General features: G+C 46.8%; 10 protein-coding genes. All 10 read left to right on the top strand.

From position 1 onward, the window contains the following. Position 1 precedes the first annotated feature (1 nt). Positions 2-1,681, top strand: coding sequence for a hypothetical protein (locus HUU58_10390; GenBank protein ID NUN46078.1), 1,680 nt, complete (start codon positions 2-4; stop codon positions 1,679-1,681). A gap of 55 nt (positions 1,682-1,736) precedes the next feature. Further along, entirely contained in the window at positions 1,737-2,645 is a 909-nt protein-coding gene (gene rocF, locus HUU58_10385) for an arginase (protein NUN46077.1), read from the top strand. A 39-nt stretch (positions 2,646-2,684) separates the two neighbouring features. After that, positions 2,685-5,330 carry a hypothetical protein gene (locus HUU58_10380; protein ID NUN46076.1) on the top strand — a complete coding sequence of 882 codons (2,646 nt, stop codon included), beginning with the start codon at positions 2,685-2,687 and terminating at the stop codon, positions 5,328-5,330. After that, the gene (locus tag HUU58_10375) at positions 5,330-5,911 is read left to right on the top strand and encodes an orotate phosphoribosyltransferase (protein ID NUN46075.1); all 582 of its coding nucleotides are present in this window, start codon (positions 5,330-5,332) and stop codon (positions 5,909-5,911) included. The genes HUU58_10380 and HUU58_10375 overlap by 1 nt, the downstream gene beginning before the upstream one ends. 76 nt (positions 5,912-5,987) lie before the next feature. After that, entirely contained in the window at positions 5,988-6,818 is an 831-nt protein-coding gene (locus HUU58_10370) for an MBL fold metallo-hydrolase (GenBank protein ID NUN46074.1), read from the top strand. Continuing rightward, complete coding sequence (locus HUU58_10365) at positions 6,811-8,622, top strand: hypothetical protein (protein NUN46073.1); 1,812 nt, start codon at positions 6,811-6,813, stop codon at positions 8,620-8,622. Before HUU58_10370 ends, HUU58_10365 begins: the two co-directional genes overlap by 8 nt. After that, on the top strand, positions 8,615-9,190 hold the full coding sequence (locus HUU58_10360; protein ID NUN46072.1) for a DNA-3-methyladenine glycosylase: 576 nt from the start codon (positions 8,615-8,617) through the stop codon (positions 9,188-9,190). The genes HUU58_10365 and HUU58_10360 overlap by 8 nt, the downstream gene beginning before the upstream one ends. A 320-nt stretch (positions 9,191-9,510) precedes the next feature. Further along, positions 9,511-12,207 carry a valine--tRNA ligase gene (locus HUU58_10355; protein ID NUN46071.1) on the top strand — a complete coding sequence of 899 codons (2,697 nt, stop codon included), beginning with the start codon at positions 9,511-9,513 and terminating at the stop codon, positions 12,205-12,207. Between the two features lie 48 nt (positions 12,208-12,255). Next, on the top strand, positions 12,256-13,140 hold the full coding sequence (locus HUU58_10350) for a homocysteine S-methyltransferase family protein (GenBank protein ID NUN46070.1): 885 nt from the start codon (positions 12,256-12,258) through the stop codon (positions 13,138-13,140). 36 nt (positions 13,141-13,176) lie between these two features. Then, a partial coding sequence (locus HUU58_10345; GenBank protein ID NUN46069.1) for a histidine kinase occupies positions 13,177-15,627 on the top strand: 2,451 nt, incomplete at its 3' end.

Here is a 15,627-nt window from a genome sequence, read left to right as displayed (position 1 = left end):
GGTGTTTCATTGTCAAAAGTACATAGTTCCGACAGGTTTGGCGGTGCTCGTAGCCGCTTTTTTAATGCCCTGCTCAGGGTGGGCGCAACATACAGGGCCGTCTGTTAACCTTCCGATGGGGCACTTCGGATACGATTTGATAGAGCATCTTGAGACACGGGGTGTTGTATCGCCATCCATTCGTCTTCGAACCAAACCGTATGACCGCGGAACCGTACTTAAAATCATAAATGAAGTGCAGGACAAAATCAAAACAGATGCGAATGTTTTGACATCGGCCGAACGCAGTTTATTTGAAAAGCTCAAAGGCGAATTTTATTTAGAACTAGCCTCTACGCAGAACATACAAACATCAGATGTGCGTGAGAAACATATTTTTGAATATCAAATGCACGAAGACGGATTCAGCTATTTGGTTGGTGATCTAGTTATTGACCAGAGCGTCGAGTTGACACGATTCTCCAAACAAAATGATTCATTGGGTGGTACGATAAGCCTTTCCAAAGGTAGTGGGCGTGTCCGAGGATTGATAAAAGGCGGCATTGCTTTTTATGCCGATGCGTCCAATACATTGGTTAAAGGGGATGAACAATCTACCGATTTTGGGAGCAGTTATCGTGGCGGTGTGCTCAACTATAATCCGGCCAGTGCTAATCGTTATGCGTTACACTCCGATGCATATATCGTTATCGAGCCAAAATGGTTTCGCCTGCAATTCGGAAAAGATAATATGGCATGGGGGCCGGGATATTATGATAATCTCCTTTTATCGGGACATGCACCTTCTTTTGAAAACATCAAACTGGATGTGAGCTATAGCCGTTTCAAGTTCACCTACGTTCACGGTTGGTTAAGGGATGATCGTGATACAGTCAATGGACGAAAAGATCTAAGCGATCGGAAATATATCGTTGCGCATCGCTTGGAGTGGAAAGCGCTACCCTGGCTTTTTCTCGCCGGAAGTGAAAGTGTGATCTACGGAGGGCGTGACGTAGAGTTGTCATATCTGAACCCGCTTGTTCCTTACCATGTCGCCGAACAATATTTAGGTGACAAAGATAATAATACAATGAGTTTTGATGTGCTTGCTTTTTTACCCGGACGAACCAAAGTGTACGGTGCGGTGTACCTTGATGATTTTACATCGGCACGTAATCCTTTTACATATTGGAAGCAAACCTGGGCGGTTATGGGCGGCGGTTATTGGGCGGAACCAATAGGGATCCAAGATGCCGGTGTGCGCATCGAATATTCACGCATTGAACCTTTTGTGTATGCGCATAAATGGCGATTGCTGAATTATACGCATTTTGATGCCGGTTTGGGAAGCCAGCTTCAACCCAATTCCGACCGATGGAATTTTTCAATAAGTTATCAACCCTCTCGGCGTCTTCGGGCGGAGGTAGGTTTCAGGCGAATTCGCCACGGAGAAGGCGATATTCAGCGGTTTGGATACGAATACGGTTTTACCGACGATGATTCCGGTAAACAGAAAAAACGGTTTCTCATGGGTATCAAAGAAATTAGAAACTCGGCGTTGTTAAACACCTCATTTGAAACATGGTCACATCACGCCTTATATCTCCAGTATGAGTTGTCTATGATTCAAAACTTGGGTAACCGTAAAGGTTTTGATGCGACGCAGAACTATCTGCGCATCGGTTATACGCTTGATTATTAGGCACGGGACGGGTATATTCGCGCGGTTTTAAAATTCAAATTTTCAGAGGTAATGTATGTCCGTCATTCGTCTCATAGGTGTTCCATTGGATTTGGGTGCAGGGCGCCGCGGAACCGATATGGGCCCGTCCGCTTTGCGGTTGGCCGGTTTGACGGAGCGACTGCAGGAATTAGGCCACACCGTTAAAGACAAGGGGGATATCGTTACCAAAAACCCCGAAGTCATTAGGGTCGGCGACGAAAAACTCAAGTACCTCAATGAAGTAACGCGTGCCGTAACGGCGCTCGCCGATGACGTCGAAAAATGCCTCGCCGATAATCATATACCGCTTGTGCTCGGCGGCGATCATTCGATCGCTATCGGCACACTGGCGGGCGTATCCGGTCATTTTAGAAAAACCAATCAGAAAATCGGCGTGATTTGGATCGATGCGCACGGCGATATGAACACGCCCGATACCTCGCCCTCAGGGAATATTCACGGCATGCCGCTTGCCGTATCACTCGGACACGGTCATCCCAAGTTGACCGGTGTCGGCGGTGAATTTGTCAAAGTCAATCCTGAGAATACCGTACTTGTAGGCATTCGTACATTGGATGACGGAGAAATTGATAATATCCGACGTATGGGGGTCACCGTTTTTACAATGCGCGACATTGACGAACAAGGTATGTCCAGGATTATACGACAAGCCATTGATATAGCCGCGCGAGATACCGCGGGCATTCATGTGAGCTTTGATGCGGACAGTATGGATCCGAGTATTGCTCCCGGTGTCGGAACGCCGGTACCCGGCGGACTTACGTACCGTGAAACCCACCTCGCCATGGAATCGCTGTGCGATTCTAAAAAAGTAATTTCTGCGGAAATTGTTGAAACCAATCCGATACTTGATATTAAAAACACGACGGCACATGTCGGCGTCGAAATGATGGCTTCACTTTTCGGTAAACGAATTATGTAAATTCGGCCGATGACGGCCGCGACCGGAGCAGTACTGCGAATGATTTTTCGTATCATCACTCTTCTATGCTGCGCGCTTTTCGTTCACGCGCAAAATGATTTTCGTATCCTCGGCGAAAAAAACGGCTATGATCCCCAGACCTTACGCGAGTATGTCAATCTTACCGAAACCCGCGCCTTCTTAGACTTGGCGGGTGAGTGGACCATGTCCGTGGAAGGGGTTTCACGAAAGGTTATTGTTCCCAGTTCTTATGATTATAGCGGCAAAGTTACATTTACGCGTACGTTCGTTCCCGGCGAAGATTTTCGTAATAAGCACTTTCGTTTTGTCAGCTTAGGCATCAATTTCCGCGCCGACATTCGCATCAATGGCGAATTTGTCACCAATGCCAATAACAGTTATACGCGATTGGAAGCGGACTTGCGTGAAGATCTGATCCGTATCGGTCAGGAAAACAAAATTGAAATTACAGTGGATTCGCGTGTTGATCCGTTTACCAGCTATCCCCGTGAAACCAGTTTGTTGCAACCCAAATTGTACAGCGGTATAACCCGTGAACTCTTTCTCGTAGGTCTTCCAAAAGTTGCTATTGATCAATACACCGTAGGTTATACGTTGTCCAATGATTTGCGCAAATGTGATTTTGTGGTCAATTGGCATTTGCGTAATTACGAATACAGTTTACGCCTTGTGGATACATTACGATTGATCAACCCCAATCAGCCGCTGCGGTATATTTTGGAAATGTTTGAAGAAAATAATCCGGAACCGGTGTACACAAATCGGTTTAAAAAATATCGCAACGTGTGGGACATTCCGAAAATTCGCGAGCAAAACGAAGAAGATACGGTTTCGGTTTTCAATTTTGTTGATCGTCAATTACGTTTTTCAATAGAAAAACCGGTCTTTTGGAACCCGATCACGCCGAGTCGTTATCGCGTTGTAATGTATTTAGTACAGGGCACGACGGTGATTGATCGTGTCGAATACCAACTCGGTATAGCCCAGGCCGATGTGCACGACCAGTATATTTTTCTCAATGCGCAACCGGTGACGATACGCGCCGTCGAATATTATGAAGATTATCCGGGCGCGGGCACCACCATGAGCTGGGCGATGATGGAGCAGGATATTCTCAAAATCAAACGCCTTGGCGCTAATGCCGTGAGTTTTCGTCATCATCCGCCGCATCCTTATTTTGTAGAACTGTGCAATCGTTATGGTTTGCTTTTGTTTTATGAAATTCCATCCTGGCGACTTACGGCGGATATTATGCGTTCGCCGAGTTATGTCGAAGATATTCGCAAATACTATCGGCATATCGTCGAATATGAGCATCTCAATCCGAGTATCCTTGCCTGGGGTGTGGGATTTGCTCCCGATCCGTCGGATGGCGCAGCCAATTATTATTTCCAGCAAATTGTCGGCGAAATAAAAAATAAAGATCGTCGTCCCGTTTTCGCCGTTTCGGCTTTTGGCGGTTATGATTCGTTTATGGACAACGTGGATATTGTCCAGCTGGATATTCGTCTCAATAACCCTCTGGTATCCAATCTTTTCGTCCAGCGCAGTCTGGCCAAGTGGCCCACACGTGCACTGATCGCGGTGTACGGTGCGCAGATTTTTTCCAATAATCAGAATGGCTACAGCGACCCGATGTCCACCAAGTTTCAGGCTAAGGTGTTGGCTGATTTTTATAAAAAGACCGGCGAGTGGAAATTGGCCGGCGGCGTGGTGCGTTCGTTCAATGATTTTGCCGTACAGCGCCCGTATCTTTATGCCAATCCGAATGCGAGTTCAACAATCTATACGTCCGGCGTCGTGACCTACGATCGTCAGGAGCGCTATGCGTTTGAAACATTGCGCGCCTTGTATTCGGATGATGCTTTGGAGCCGATCGCCGTCGGTGCCTACGAACCCGTATATCCCAAAACGTATCCGATCACGGGACTGATATTGGTCGTCTTGTTTATCAGTTTTTACCGGCAAAGTCCTAAATTTAAAAACAGCGTTCACCGCTCGTTGTTCAAAGTAGTAAGCTTTTTTGGTGACATTCGCGAAAACCGCGTCATCACACTGTGGCCGGCGTTGTTAGTCGGCTTTCTTGCGAGCTTAGCGTACGCGGCATTGCTGTCTATCGTTTTCTTTGAATTGCGGCGGAACCATTTGTTTGATGAGTACCTTGCGACGTTCTTGCGCAGCAATGGCCTCAAAGCCTGGGTAGACGGCCTGGCATGGAGTCCTGAACTTTTTGTGCTGGAGTGGACGATGATTTACGCTTTGGTCATCACGGTGATCGGGCTTCTCTTTATGATATTTCAAAAACCTTTTCAGGCGTACGTAAATTTCCAGCAAAGTATTATCGCGGCGGCGTGGAGCAGTTCGCATTTTCTGTATCTTATTCCCTTTGTGGTGGTCTTCCATCGTCTCATGAAAACCGATTTTGTCTTGAGCCTGGGAGCTACGGCGGCCGTATTGTTTTTCTTCTGGCATTGGATTCGTTTTTTCCGCGCAGCGCAAATACTTTTTAATGCGAGTTGGTGGCGTACGGGATTTATTTTAGGCGGAGCGCTGATCGTTTTGTGCACGGCTTTGGGAATTTATTATTCGGGATCGCATGATTTTTTTAATGTGTGGAATTATATCGAACAAGTCAGCTCATCTAAAAACTATACAACCGAATGATGAAACAGGAAGAAGTACTCGGTATTTTCAAACAAAGCGGCGCTTTACTTGAAGGTCATTTTATCCTGACTTCGGGCGCACACAGTCCTAATTATTTTCAATGCGCTCGCGTTTTACAGCATCCCAACTGGGCACAGCTGTTGTGCAGTGAAATAGCATTGCATTATAAAGATAAAAAAATTCATGCCGTGGCCGCACCGGCAGTAGGCGGGATCATCGTAGCGCATGAGGTAGCCCGCACTCTGAATGCACGTTGTATATTTTCCGAACGTGAAAACGGCACCATGCGTTTTCGGCGCGGTTTTGAAATCAAACGCGATGAAAACGTGTTGGTTGTCGAGGATGTCGTGACGACCGGCGGTTCCCTCAAAGAGGTGATTCAACTTTGCCGTGATGCGGATGCGAATGTCGTCGGCGTCGGTTATCTGGTGGATCGCAGCGGCGGGCGCGCCGAGTTTGGCGTACCTAAATTTTCCTTAGTCTCTGTGGATGTAGTCAAATATGAACCCGAAACATGTCCCCTATGCCGGGAAGGCGCATTGCCGGCGATCAAGCCCGGAAGCCGTTCGATGAACAAATAAGCCGAAGACCTTCTCAAAAAATTGATGTCTTGACTACAGCCCCGGTTTCAGTTTAATTTCCCTAAACGGAGATAGTGTGTTAACAGAAGCGAACAATGCGGTGCGCGTATGCGTACTTGGCAGCGGAAGCAAAGGCAATAGTACGTTTTTGCAGTACGGTGCAACTAAAGTTCTGATCGATGCCGGGTTGAGCGGTGAAGAAACGATGGATCGTCTTACGGCGGTCGCTACGCCGATCAACGAACTGCAACACATTTTTATCACGCACGAACACGATGATCATATCAAAGGTCTGAAAAAAATATTGAAAAGTTTTAGCGGTATGGTGCATTGCAATGCGGGAACGTTTCGCCATCTGAGACATCGCATTCCGGAGCAGACGAGGGTGCATGTGTTTTCCGATACATTTGAAGCCGACGGACTTCAGGTGCAGCCGTTTTCCATTTCACACGATGCCACGGAACCGGTAGGTTATTCGTTCCAATGCGGCAACAGGCAAGTGACCGTCGCTACGGATATGGGGTATGCATCCGAACTGGTGAAAGCACGCATTCAGGATTCGGATATCTTGATTTTGGAATCCAATCACGACGAGGGAATGCTGATGAAAGGACGTTATCCCTGGCCGCTGAAGCAGCGTATCGCATCGCGTGTAGGCCATCTTTCCAATCGTCAGGCCGGCGAATTGATGCGCGATACGATGTTCCCAAGGCTGCAATGGCTTGTGCTGGCGCATCTGAGTGAACATAATAATATGCCGGATCTTGCGATGGCGTCCATGACAGAACATTTGCAAACTACTGCGATGAAAGAGCAAATCCAAGTACATGTCGCGCATCAGCATACGATCAGCGCCGTGATGGAGTTAAACCATTCGAATGTAACCGAAACAGCACATCATGTCTGAAAACACTAAAATAACAAATACACCGGATATCACCGATCCGGAGCGTCTGATCGAAACGGACGATAAATTTTCGAAATCGGATCATGTTCATTATAAAGAAATCCTGCATCGTTATTATCGTCAGTCGCTTCCGTTTGATATTCAATCCTATAAAAACTTAGATGAACAACCGCCCGATGCGCGTATTGCGATGAAAAACGATCCGTTTTTCCGCGACGTAGGAAAATATGTTCACATCTTGGATTTTAGTGAACAGGAGCGCATCAAATTTGGCCGTGAAAACGAAGTACAACATTTGATCGTGTTTTTGTTGTTTGAACGCGACCTGGATGTTCTCGAAGCGGTTTTTGGTAATCCTCAGTTGCCCACCAAGGTATTGTATGATTTTATCAATCTGATCAAGGAACGCGACATCGATCGCGAAGATGATAAAATCCTCAAGCTTGCACAAAAGGTCATGAAGCGGCGCAGTCGTCGTATCGTCAAAGTTCGCGAGATACATACGGCCAATACGCAGCCGATACAACGTGCTAATTTGATTACATTGTTTTCATACCTCATTGACGATGATGCGCAAGTGCGAATGGCCGCAGAAAATGTCGTCTCTGCATTGGATGTGCAAACGTTGATCAATGCGCTCGAAGATGATTCGCTCATACACACCATGCGGGAATCTATACCCAAAATAACGGCGATTTCGATTTTTCGCATGCTGGAGTCTGCGGTTCATCTTGAAATTCGTAACCTGGCTGCGGGCGGTGATCTGGGGGCGGATCAGACGAATGAGCACAATGCCGCACGTCGGCAACTCACACAGGTATTGCAAGACCGCAAACGAAGAGAGTTGGAAAAGTGCGTGGAAGATCCGACCGATCTTTTTAATGCTACGCTGATTACCTATCTTCATTTTGATAAAGATGCCGATCTGAGGGCGCAGGCGTTGGAAATATTGCAGCCGGATGACATTATTGATCTGGTATCCGATGATTCGACGCCGCGGCATATTTCATCGCAAGTGTTGCCGATGCTTGAAAAGAGCACCGATGAAAGAGTGCGTCAACGTACCACGGAGATTCGTCTCAAAGAAGCTGAACGATTAAATAAAAAAATGAAGGAAATCGAAGTCAGCGTTAATGCTTATTTTGACGTGATCTTTCAGTCTCTCAATTACAGTCGTATCAATTCGCAAAAAGAAGCCGTCACTATGTTGCGCGGTTCGCTGAATTATCTTCAGCTTTTTGCCAAAGAAGCCAAAAATCTCGAATCCGGATCGGCAACCGTCGCGCAGGGTGTGATTCGTCAAGCGATCGAGCATTTTGAAGGTTCGATCAATGCGCTTTACAGCGATACCAAACGTGAGCTTTTTACGGAATTTGAAGAGATTCAAGGTATGGTGCGACACATTCTTGATCTGAAAAGTTTCAAGTTTGAAGAAGAATCCGGTGTTGAAGACGAAGTGGATGAAGCCGTACTCAATAAAGCTGTGATGATCTGGCGTAATACGATCAGTCAGTTTCTTGGCCGTATCAAAGACCTTGAAGAGATGCTTCGTATCAAATGGGGTAAATTGATGACGGAAAACGAACCGAAACGTAAACAGGAAGAAAACGAAAGCGATCTCTATGAAGCGTTCGGAGAGATTGAAACCCTGCATAAAAACGAAGTGGATTGTAAATTGAAAATCCCCTGCCGTGAGTGCAAGCGCCGCGGTTGTGCATCGGAACGATTTATGTTACAGGTGGATTTTCTATTAGAGGAAATTCATCAAGGGTTTAAACACGACAAACAAACCCATCATGCCTAAACCGCTTCCGCGTTCGTTTTATGCGCGGCCTACCTTAGAAGTGGCTCCCGAATTATTAGGAAAAATTTTGCATCACGGGACGATGTCGGCGCGTATTGTCGAAGTAGAAGCTTATCGTGCCGGTGATGACCCGGCGTCGCATGCGTACCGCGGTTTGACGCCAAGAAATAAAATAATGTTTGGCGTGCCCGGCCATCTGTATGTGTATTTTATTTACGGGATGTATTACTGTGCCAATGTCGTATGCGAAAAAGAAGGTACAGCCGGTGCATGCCTGATCCGGGCGGTTGAACCGCTTGATGGCGTAGAACGCATGCAAGCTAACCGTGTTATGGCTCGCGGCTTTGCTTTGAGTAACGGACCAGGGAAACTATGTTTAGCGTTGGGCATTGATAAATCCCATAATGGAACCGATCTGACGACCGACGATCTGTATCTTTCTGATGACCGATACCATGCAAAAATAAAAACGTCGCCGCGTATCGGCATTCGCGTAGGGATGGAGAAGAAATGGCGTTATTTTATTGATGGCAATGCATGGGTTTCGCCGTCTAGAAACAATAAATAATGACCCATCCGTGTATCGCTTTCGTTTCCACTGGATGTCCTGATATTCGGGATACTACTATATGGTTGCGTAATATTCACACAAAGTCGCAAAGTACTAAGTAATTTTTTAGTGCGACTTGGTGTCTTGGCGAGCTATAAATTCTAATATGGGCATCTTGGTGTATCTCTCACGTGCCTACTCGGTGTCCGGGATGATCGGGTAATATTCTGGAGCCAACAGAAATACGCTGTAGAACCCGCTTTTATTTGTCATGCCGTTCTTCTATATTCACTCCACAAAAATAATTCATTATTCATCAGGTACACGTCGGTTTTACTATGAGCGAAGCACAACAAAAGACTGAAATCCCGAAAGCTTACGATCCCAAAGCCTCTGAAGACAAATGGTATGCGTATTGGCTGAAGCATGATTTTTTTAAAGCCCATGCCGATAGCGCTAAACCGGTTTTTACTATTGTCATCCCTCCGCCCAATGTAACGGGTGCATTGCATATCGGGCATGCTTATAACAATTCCGTGCAAGACATTTATACACGCTTCAAACGGATGCAGGGATTTGAAACGCTGTGGACCCCGGGCACGGACCATGCCGGCATAGCAACGCAGACCGTCGTCGAAAAACAATTAGCGAAAGAAGGGACTTCAAGAAAAACATTAGGCCGCGAAGCCTTTGTCAATGAAGTGTGGAAGCATAAAGAGACGTACCGCGCGCGGATCGTCGGACAATTGCAAAAAATGGGTTGTTCTTGCGATTGGGAGCGCGAATGGTTTACGATGGATGAAAAACTATCAGAGGCCGTCAAAGAAGTATTCATACATTTTTACAATAAAGGCTGGATCTATAAGGGTCAGTATATCGTCAATTGGTGTCCGTATTCGCAATCGGCTATTTCCGATGAAGAAGTGGAATACAAGGAGATCAACGGAAAGATGTATTATTTCCGTTATCCTGTAAAAGACAGCGCCGAACATATCGTCATTGCCACGACACGCCCCGAGACGATGCTGGGTGATACGGCCGTCGTCGTCAATCCGGACGATGCGCGTTACAAACACCTGATCGGAAAAAAAGTGATACTTCCGTTAGTGGGACGTGAAATACCGATCATCGCCGACGACTATGTGGATAAAGAATTCGGTACCGGCGCAATGAAAGTAACGCCTTCCCATGATCCGAATGACTTTGTACTCGGAAAACGTCATCAGCTGCAGTTTCTTAATATCATGCATGCCGATGCGACCATGAATCAAAACGTGCCTGAAAAATATCGCGGCATGGAGCGTTTTGCCGCACGCAAAGCTGTGGTTGCCGATTTAGAATCGGCAGGATTGGTCGAAAAAATTCAGGATCACTTAAATCGCGTCGGTTATTCGCAGCGCGGAAATGTGCCCATCGAACCGTTGGTTTCGGAACAATGGTTTCTGAAAATGGACGAATTGGCTAAACCTGCGCTGGAGGCCGTTCTTAAAGGTGATATACGGTTTCATCCGGAGAAGTGGATTAAAACGTATGAGCATTGGATGACCTCCATTCGCGACTGGTGTATTTCTCGTCAGCTTTGGTGGGGTCACCGGATACCGGCATTTTACGCGCCGGACGGAAGTGTCGCCGTAGCACGTAATGCCGATGAAGCCTTGGCGATACTAAAGAAAAAAAATGCGCAGCTAACGGTTTCCGATTTACGTCAGGACGAAGATGTACTGGATACATGGTTTTCTTCGTGGCTGGTTCCTTTTTCATCTATGGGTTGGCCGCATCAAACAAAAGATCTGGAAAAATTTTATCCGACGAGCCTTTTGGTGACCGGTCCGGATATTATCTTTTTCTGGGTTGCACGTATGATTATGGCCGGGTTGGAGTTTACCGGTAAAGTTCCGTTTCGTCAGGTTTATTTCAATGGTATCGTGCGTGACGAACTCGGCCGCAAGATGAGCAAATCGCTCGGTAACGGCATTGATCCCATAGCCGTGATTGATAAATATTCGGCCGATGCGTTGCGATTTACGCTCGTTGATCTCAGTGCCGAAGGTCAGGATATCAATCTCGCGGAACGCCAATTTGAACTCGGCCGCAATTTTTCCAATAAAGTATGGAATGCGTTTCGTTTTTTGGCGAACTATCAGGAGCAGCTACCTAGCGCTAAACCGCAACTGCCGCTTTCGAACGCGATCACTGAACTCGCCGATCGGTGGATACTGAGCCGATATCATCGTGCCGTTGAAGGTATTACTACCGGACTCGAAAATTACAAACTGCACGAAGCGATGGATTCGGTCTATCGTTTTTTCTGGGCGGATTATTGCGATTGGTATCTTGAGCTGATCAAAGATCGTATGTACAATGCCACTCCGGAGATCAAAGAAAAAACGTTATCCACGGCGTTGTATATTCTCGACGGTGTATTGCGGTTGATGCATCCGATCGTGCCTTTTGTGACCGAGGAAATATGGCAACGTCTGATGCCGCGCACCGACGGTGAAAGTATTATGATCCAACCGTGGCCGCAGTGCGAAGCGTCCTACATCAGCGTGGAAGCTGAAAAAGATCTGGAGCAATTGCGGGATACGATTACTACGATCCGTAATATTCGTTCAGAGATGAATATCGCACCATCCAAAAAAACAGATCTCGTTCTGCGTTGTGTTACACCTCAGGATGCGGCGCTGTACAATGCTAATACATCGGCACTTGCGGGACTTGCGCGGGTAGAAAAAATCACGGCGGCCGTCGAAGCGGATAAACCCCGCATCGCAGCGAGTGCAGTTGTGAATGGTACGGAAGTCTATTTACCGTTAGAGGGTGTGATTGATCTTGAAGTGGAGCGTACACGTTTACAAAAAGAGATTGACCGCATTTCAGGTCAGATCGGTGGTATCGAACAAAAATTAGGCAATGAAGGTTTTGTGGCCAAAGCGCCGCCACAGGTTCTCGAAAAAGAGCGCGCTAAATTGGATAATTTTCGCGCGACCGTAGAAAAACTTCGATCCAATCTTTCCGCTTTGCAAAATTTGTAAATCATTTCCAATACTACCGCCGGTGTACAACCGGCGGTCATTTATTTTATGATCGCTTGGGTTGATCGACTTCGGGATGCGAAGCCACTGCTCTTGGATGGTGCAACGGGTTCTGAATTGGAACGTCGCGGCGTTCCATGTGTTTTACCGTTGTGGTCCGCCGTGGCACTCCTTCAAAATGAGTACACATCCGTTTTGCGGACTATTCACGCGGAGTACATACAGCGCGGTGCACAGATCATCACAGCAAACACGTTTCGCCTAAATCGCCAAACGCTCATGACCGAGCAACTCCATAATGATTCGAGAAGACTTATCTGCAAAGCGGTTGACACCGTTCGCGAAGCGATCGAAAGTGTGGCACGGGATCGTACGGTTTTTATCGCCGGATCGATCGGACCGGTGGAGGATTGTTATCATCCGGAACGTGCACCGGCGGACGATGTTTTACGCGATGACCACCATCGGCGTATTGATGATCTGTATGCAGCGCGGCCGGATCTGATTTTGATCGAGACGATGAATAATATGAATGAAGCCGCCATTGCAACGGAATATGCCGTTCAGACCGGCTTACCCGTTGCCGTCAGCTTTATTGCACGCAATGATACGCAACTGCTCAGCGGTGAATCTTTGGAAAAAGCCATACTGCGTATTAAAACATATAATCCCGCTGCACTCATGCTCAACTGTATGCGCGTAGAAATCATGGAACATACGCTGGATGTATTGAAAGATACGGCCGGTGATATCCCGATCGGCGCTTATGCCAATATATTTCCGGAACAATCAAAGCCTGCGATGACACCCGATGATTTTGCTTCGCGTATGGAAGGGTGGGTATCGGAGTACAAATTAAAAATAATCGGCGGTTGTTGTGGTACGACGCCGCGTCATATCGAAAAACTTGCCGATCGTATCGGTGTGAACTAGTTCAAAACCGACTCATGGTATGAGTGTAAACAGGATATGAATACAGGCCGCATTGCAAAACTGTTTCAATTCGCATCCTCGATGCTGTTGTGGATGAATGTTGCTTTTTTAGCGGCGCAGACAGAACGCTTATATGTAGAGCGGATTTCCGTTGAACAAGGTTTATCGCAAACCACCATTTTTGGGATGATGCAGGATCGTCGCGGTTTTATGTGGTTCGGTACGGAGGACGGGCTCAACCGTTACGATGGGTATCAATTTCGCATTTTCAAAAACGATCCGTTTGATTCCACGTCGCTATCCAATAATTACATCAACGCTCTCTACGAAGATAGTCGTCGGTTTATTTGGGTGATGACTTTGGAAGGCGTAAATCGCTACGATCCGCGCGATGAAAAATTTTTACGATTCAAGCGTAGTGACGATACGGCGACCATCGCGGGGTATCGTATTGAAAATATGGCTGAAGACAGCACGGGGCATCTATGGTGTGCAACGGATCGCGGCATACTCCTGCGTGTGGATGAAAACGGAAAGATACAGGAACGATGGAATCCGCGTTCTGCCGATGACATGTCGTCGGTTCAAAATTTGCAAATTGAAAGCGGGAGCCGTTTTTTTCTTTCGACCAATTCGGGTTTATATATTTGCGATCCTACCCGGCGCCACGTCGTACGTTATCATCGTGAAGCTGCCGGTGACTATCGTTTGTCGGAGAACAGTGTGCGATCGGTGGTGAAAGACCGACGGGGTTGGTATTACGTTGCGACATACGGTGGCGGTCTATATATGTATGATGAAGTTTGGCGTCTTCAGAATAATTTTAAAAAAGCAGACGCCTCGAAACACGGCCTTACCGAAGATGATTTGCAGACGTTATACTGTGATCGTGCAGGGCGTATTTGGGTCGGCAGCGAAGGCGGAGGATTATTTCTCTTTTCGCCAGAACAAAACAAGTTTTTACAGTTCAAAACCGAGTCGGGTGATGCACACAGCCTAAGCAATAACCTGATATTGCGTTTGACAGAAGATCATACCGGTGTAATTTGGATTGGGCATCGTGACGGGGGAATTAGCAAATACGATCCGCAACGCATACGTTTTGCGTCGTACCGACATGATCCGGATCATACCAATAGCCTAAGCCACAATAGTGTGTATTGTATTTTTGAAGATCCGGCGGATTCGGGAAAAGTACTTTGGATCGGTACCAATGGCGGCGGGCTTAATCGCTGGGATCGCATAACACAGACCTTTCGTTCCTATGTCAATACGCCGGGAGTTCGCCATACGATCGGTGATAATTCCGTTCGTTTTTTGTTCAAAGACAGTGAAGGTATTTTTTGGGTAGGAACCAATAAATCCGGTTTGCAACGGATGGATACGGATCGCGGGTTGTTTGAGCCTTCAACCAACCCGAATATCAAATTTATTCGTTATGTGATCGAAGACCGCCGAGATAAAAATATATTCTGGGTAGGTACTAATAATAACGGTGTATTTCGCATCGAAAAATCCGGAAAAGTTTTGCAGCAGTATAGCCCGCAAACCAAACCGGGTTTGAGTTTTAATATTATTCGCGGGCTCTATCAGGACCGGGACGGTAAAGTCTGGGTGGCAACGCAGGGGGGCGGGTTAAATTGTATATCAGCGGACGGGCAATCCGTAACGGTTTATAATTATGATCCGGCTAATCCGCAAAGCCTAAGCAATAGCATCGTACTTTGCATATTGCCGGATACGACGCAACATATATTTTGGCTGGGAACGGCCGGCGGTTTGAATCGGTTCGATCCGCGCACAGGTATTACGCAACATTTTCGTGAACGCGACGGTCTGGCCAACGATGTGGTGTATGGCATTCTTCGTGACGAAAAAGGTTGTTTATGGATGAGTACCAATGGCGGGCTGTCCAAGTTTGATCCGAAAACTTCGGCTTTTCGTAATTACGATACCAAAGACGGTCTACAGAGTAATGAATTTAATGCCGGCGCATTTTTTAAAAATCAAAACGGTGAAATGTTTTTTGGCGGAATACAAGGGTTCAACGCTTTTCATCCTGACCGCATTACGGATAATACGATGCCGGTATCCGTTGTGCTTACGCAGTTTCATATAGCCAATCAACCGATCGCGGTTGATCCTAACGGCGTGCTAAAACAATCCGTCACGGAATCGCAGCAGATCGTATTGCCGTACGCGGGCAATGCATTTGCTTTTGAATTTTCAGCCCTTATGTATCATGCGCCGGAAAAACATCAGTATGCTTACCGACTGGAAGGATTTGACAAAACATGGTTGTACAGCGGCACGCGCCGGTATGTGAGTTACACCAATCTTGATCCGGGTGCATATATCTTTCGTGTAAAAGCATCCAATCATGACGGCGTGTGGAATGAAGACGGTGCATCGGTAATGATCGTCATCACACCGCCTTTTTGGCAAACGTGGTGGTTTCGCCTGCTGATGTTAGGGTTTGTCGGTTTG

The organism is bacterium (assembly GCA_013360215.1).
Classification (GTDB): Bacteria; CLD3; CLD3; order SB21; family SB21; genus JABWCP01.
This window is presented reverse-complemented; position numbering and strand designations above follow the sequence as displayed.

Bases quoted from the DNA above. Each gene is read 5' to 3' on its own strand.
- rocF (NUN46077.1), top strand. From the start codon at position 1,737: ATGTCCGTCATTCGTCTCATAGGTGTTCCATTGGATTTGGGTGCAGGG.
- HUU58_10380 (NUN46076.1), top strand. From the start codon at position 2,685: ATGATTTTTCGTATCATCACTCTTCTATGCTGCGCGCTTTTCGTTCAC.
- HUU58_10375 (NUN46075.1), top strand. From the start codon at position 5,330: ATGAAACAGGAAGAAGTACTCGGTATTTTCAAACAAAGCGGCGCTTTA.
- HUU58_10365 (NUN46073.1), top strand. From the start codon at position 6,811: ATGTCTGAAAACACTAAAATAACAAATACACCGGATATCACCGATCCG.
- HUU58_10360 (NUN46072.1), top strand. From the start codon at position 8,615: ATGCCTAAACCGCTTCCGCGTTCGTTTTATGCGCGGCCTACCTTAGAA.
- HUU58_10355 (NUN46071.1), top strand. From the start codon at position 9,511: ATGAGCGAAGCACAACAAAAGACTGAAATCCCGAAAGCTTACGATCCC.
- HUU58_10350 (NUN46070.1), top strand. From the start codon at position 12,256: ATGATCGCTTGGGTTGATCGACTTCGGGATGCGAAGCCACTGCTCTTG.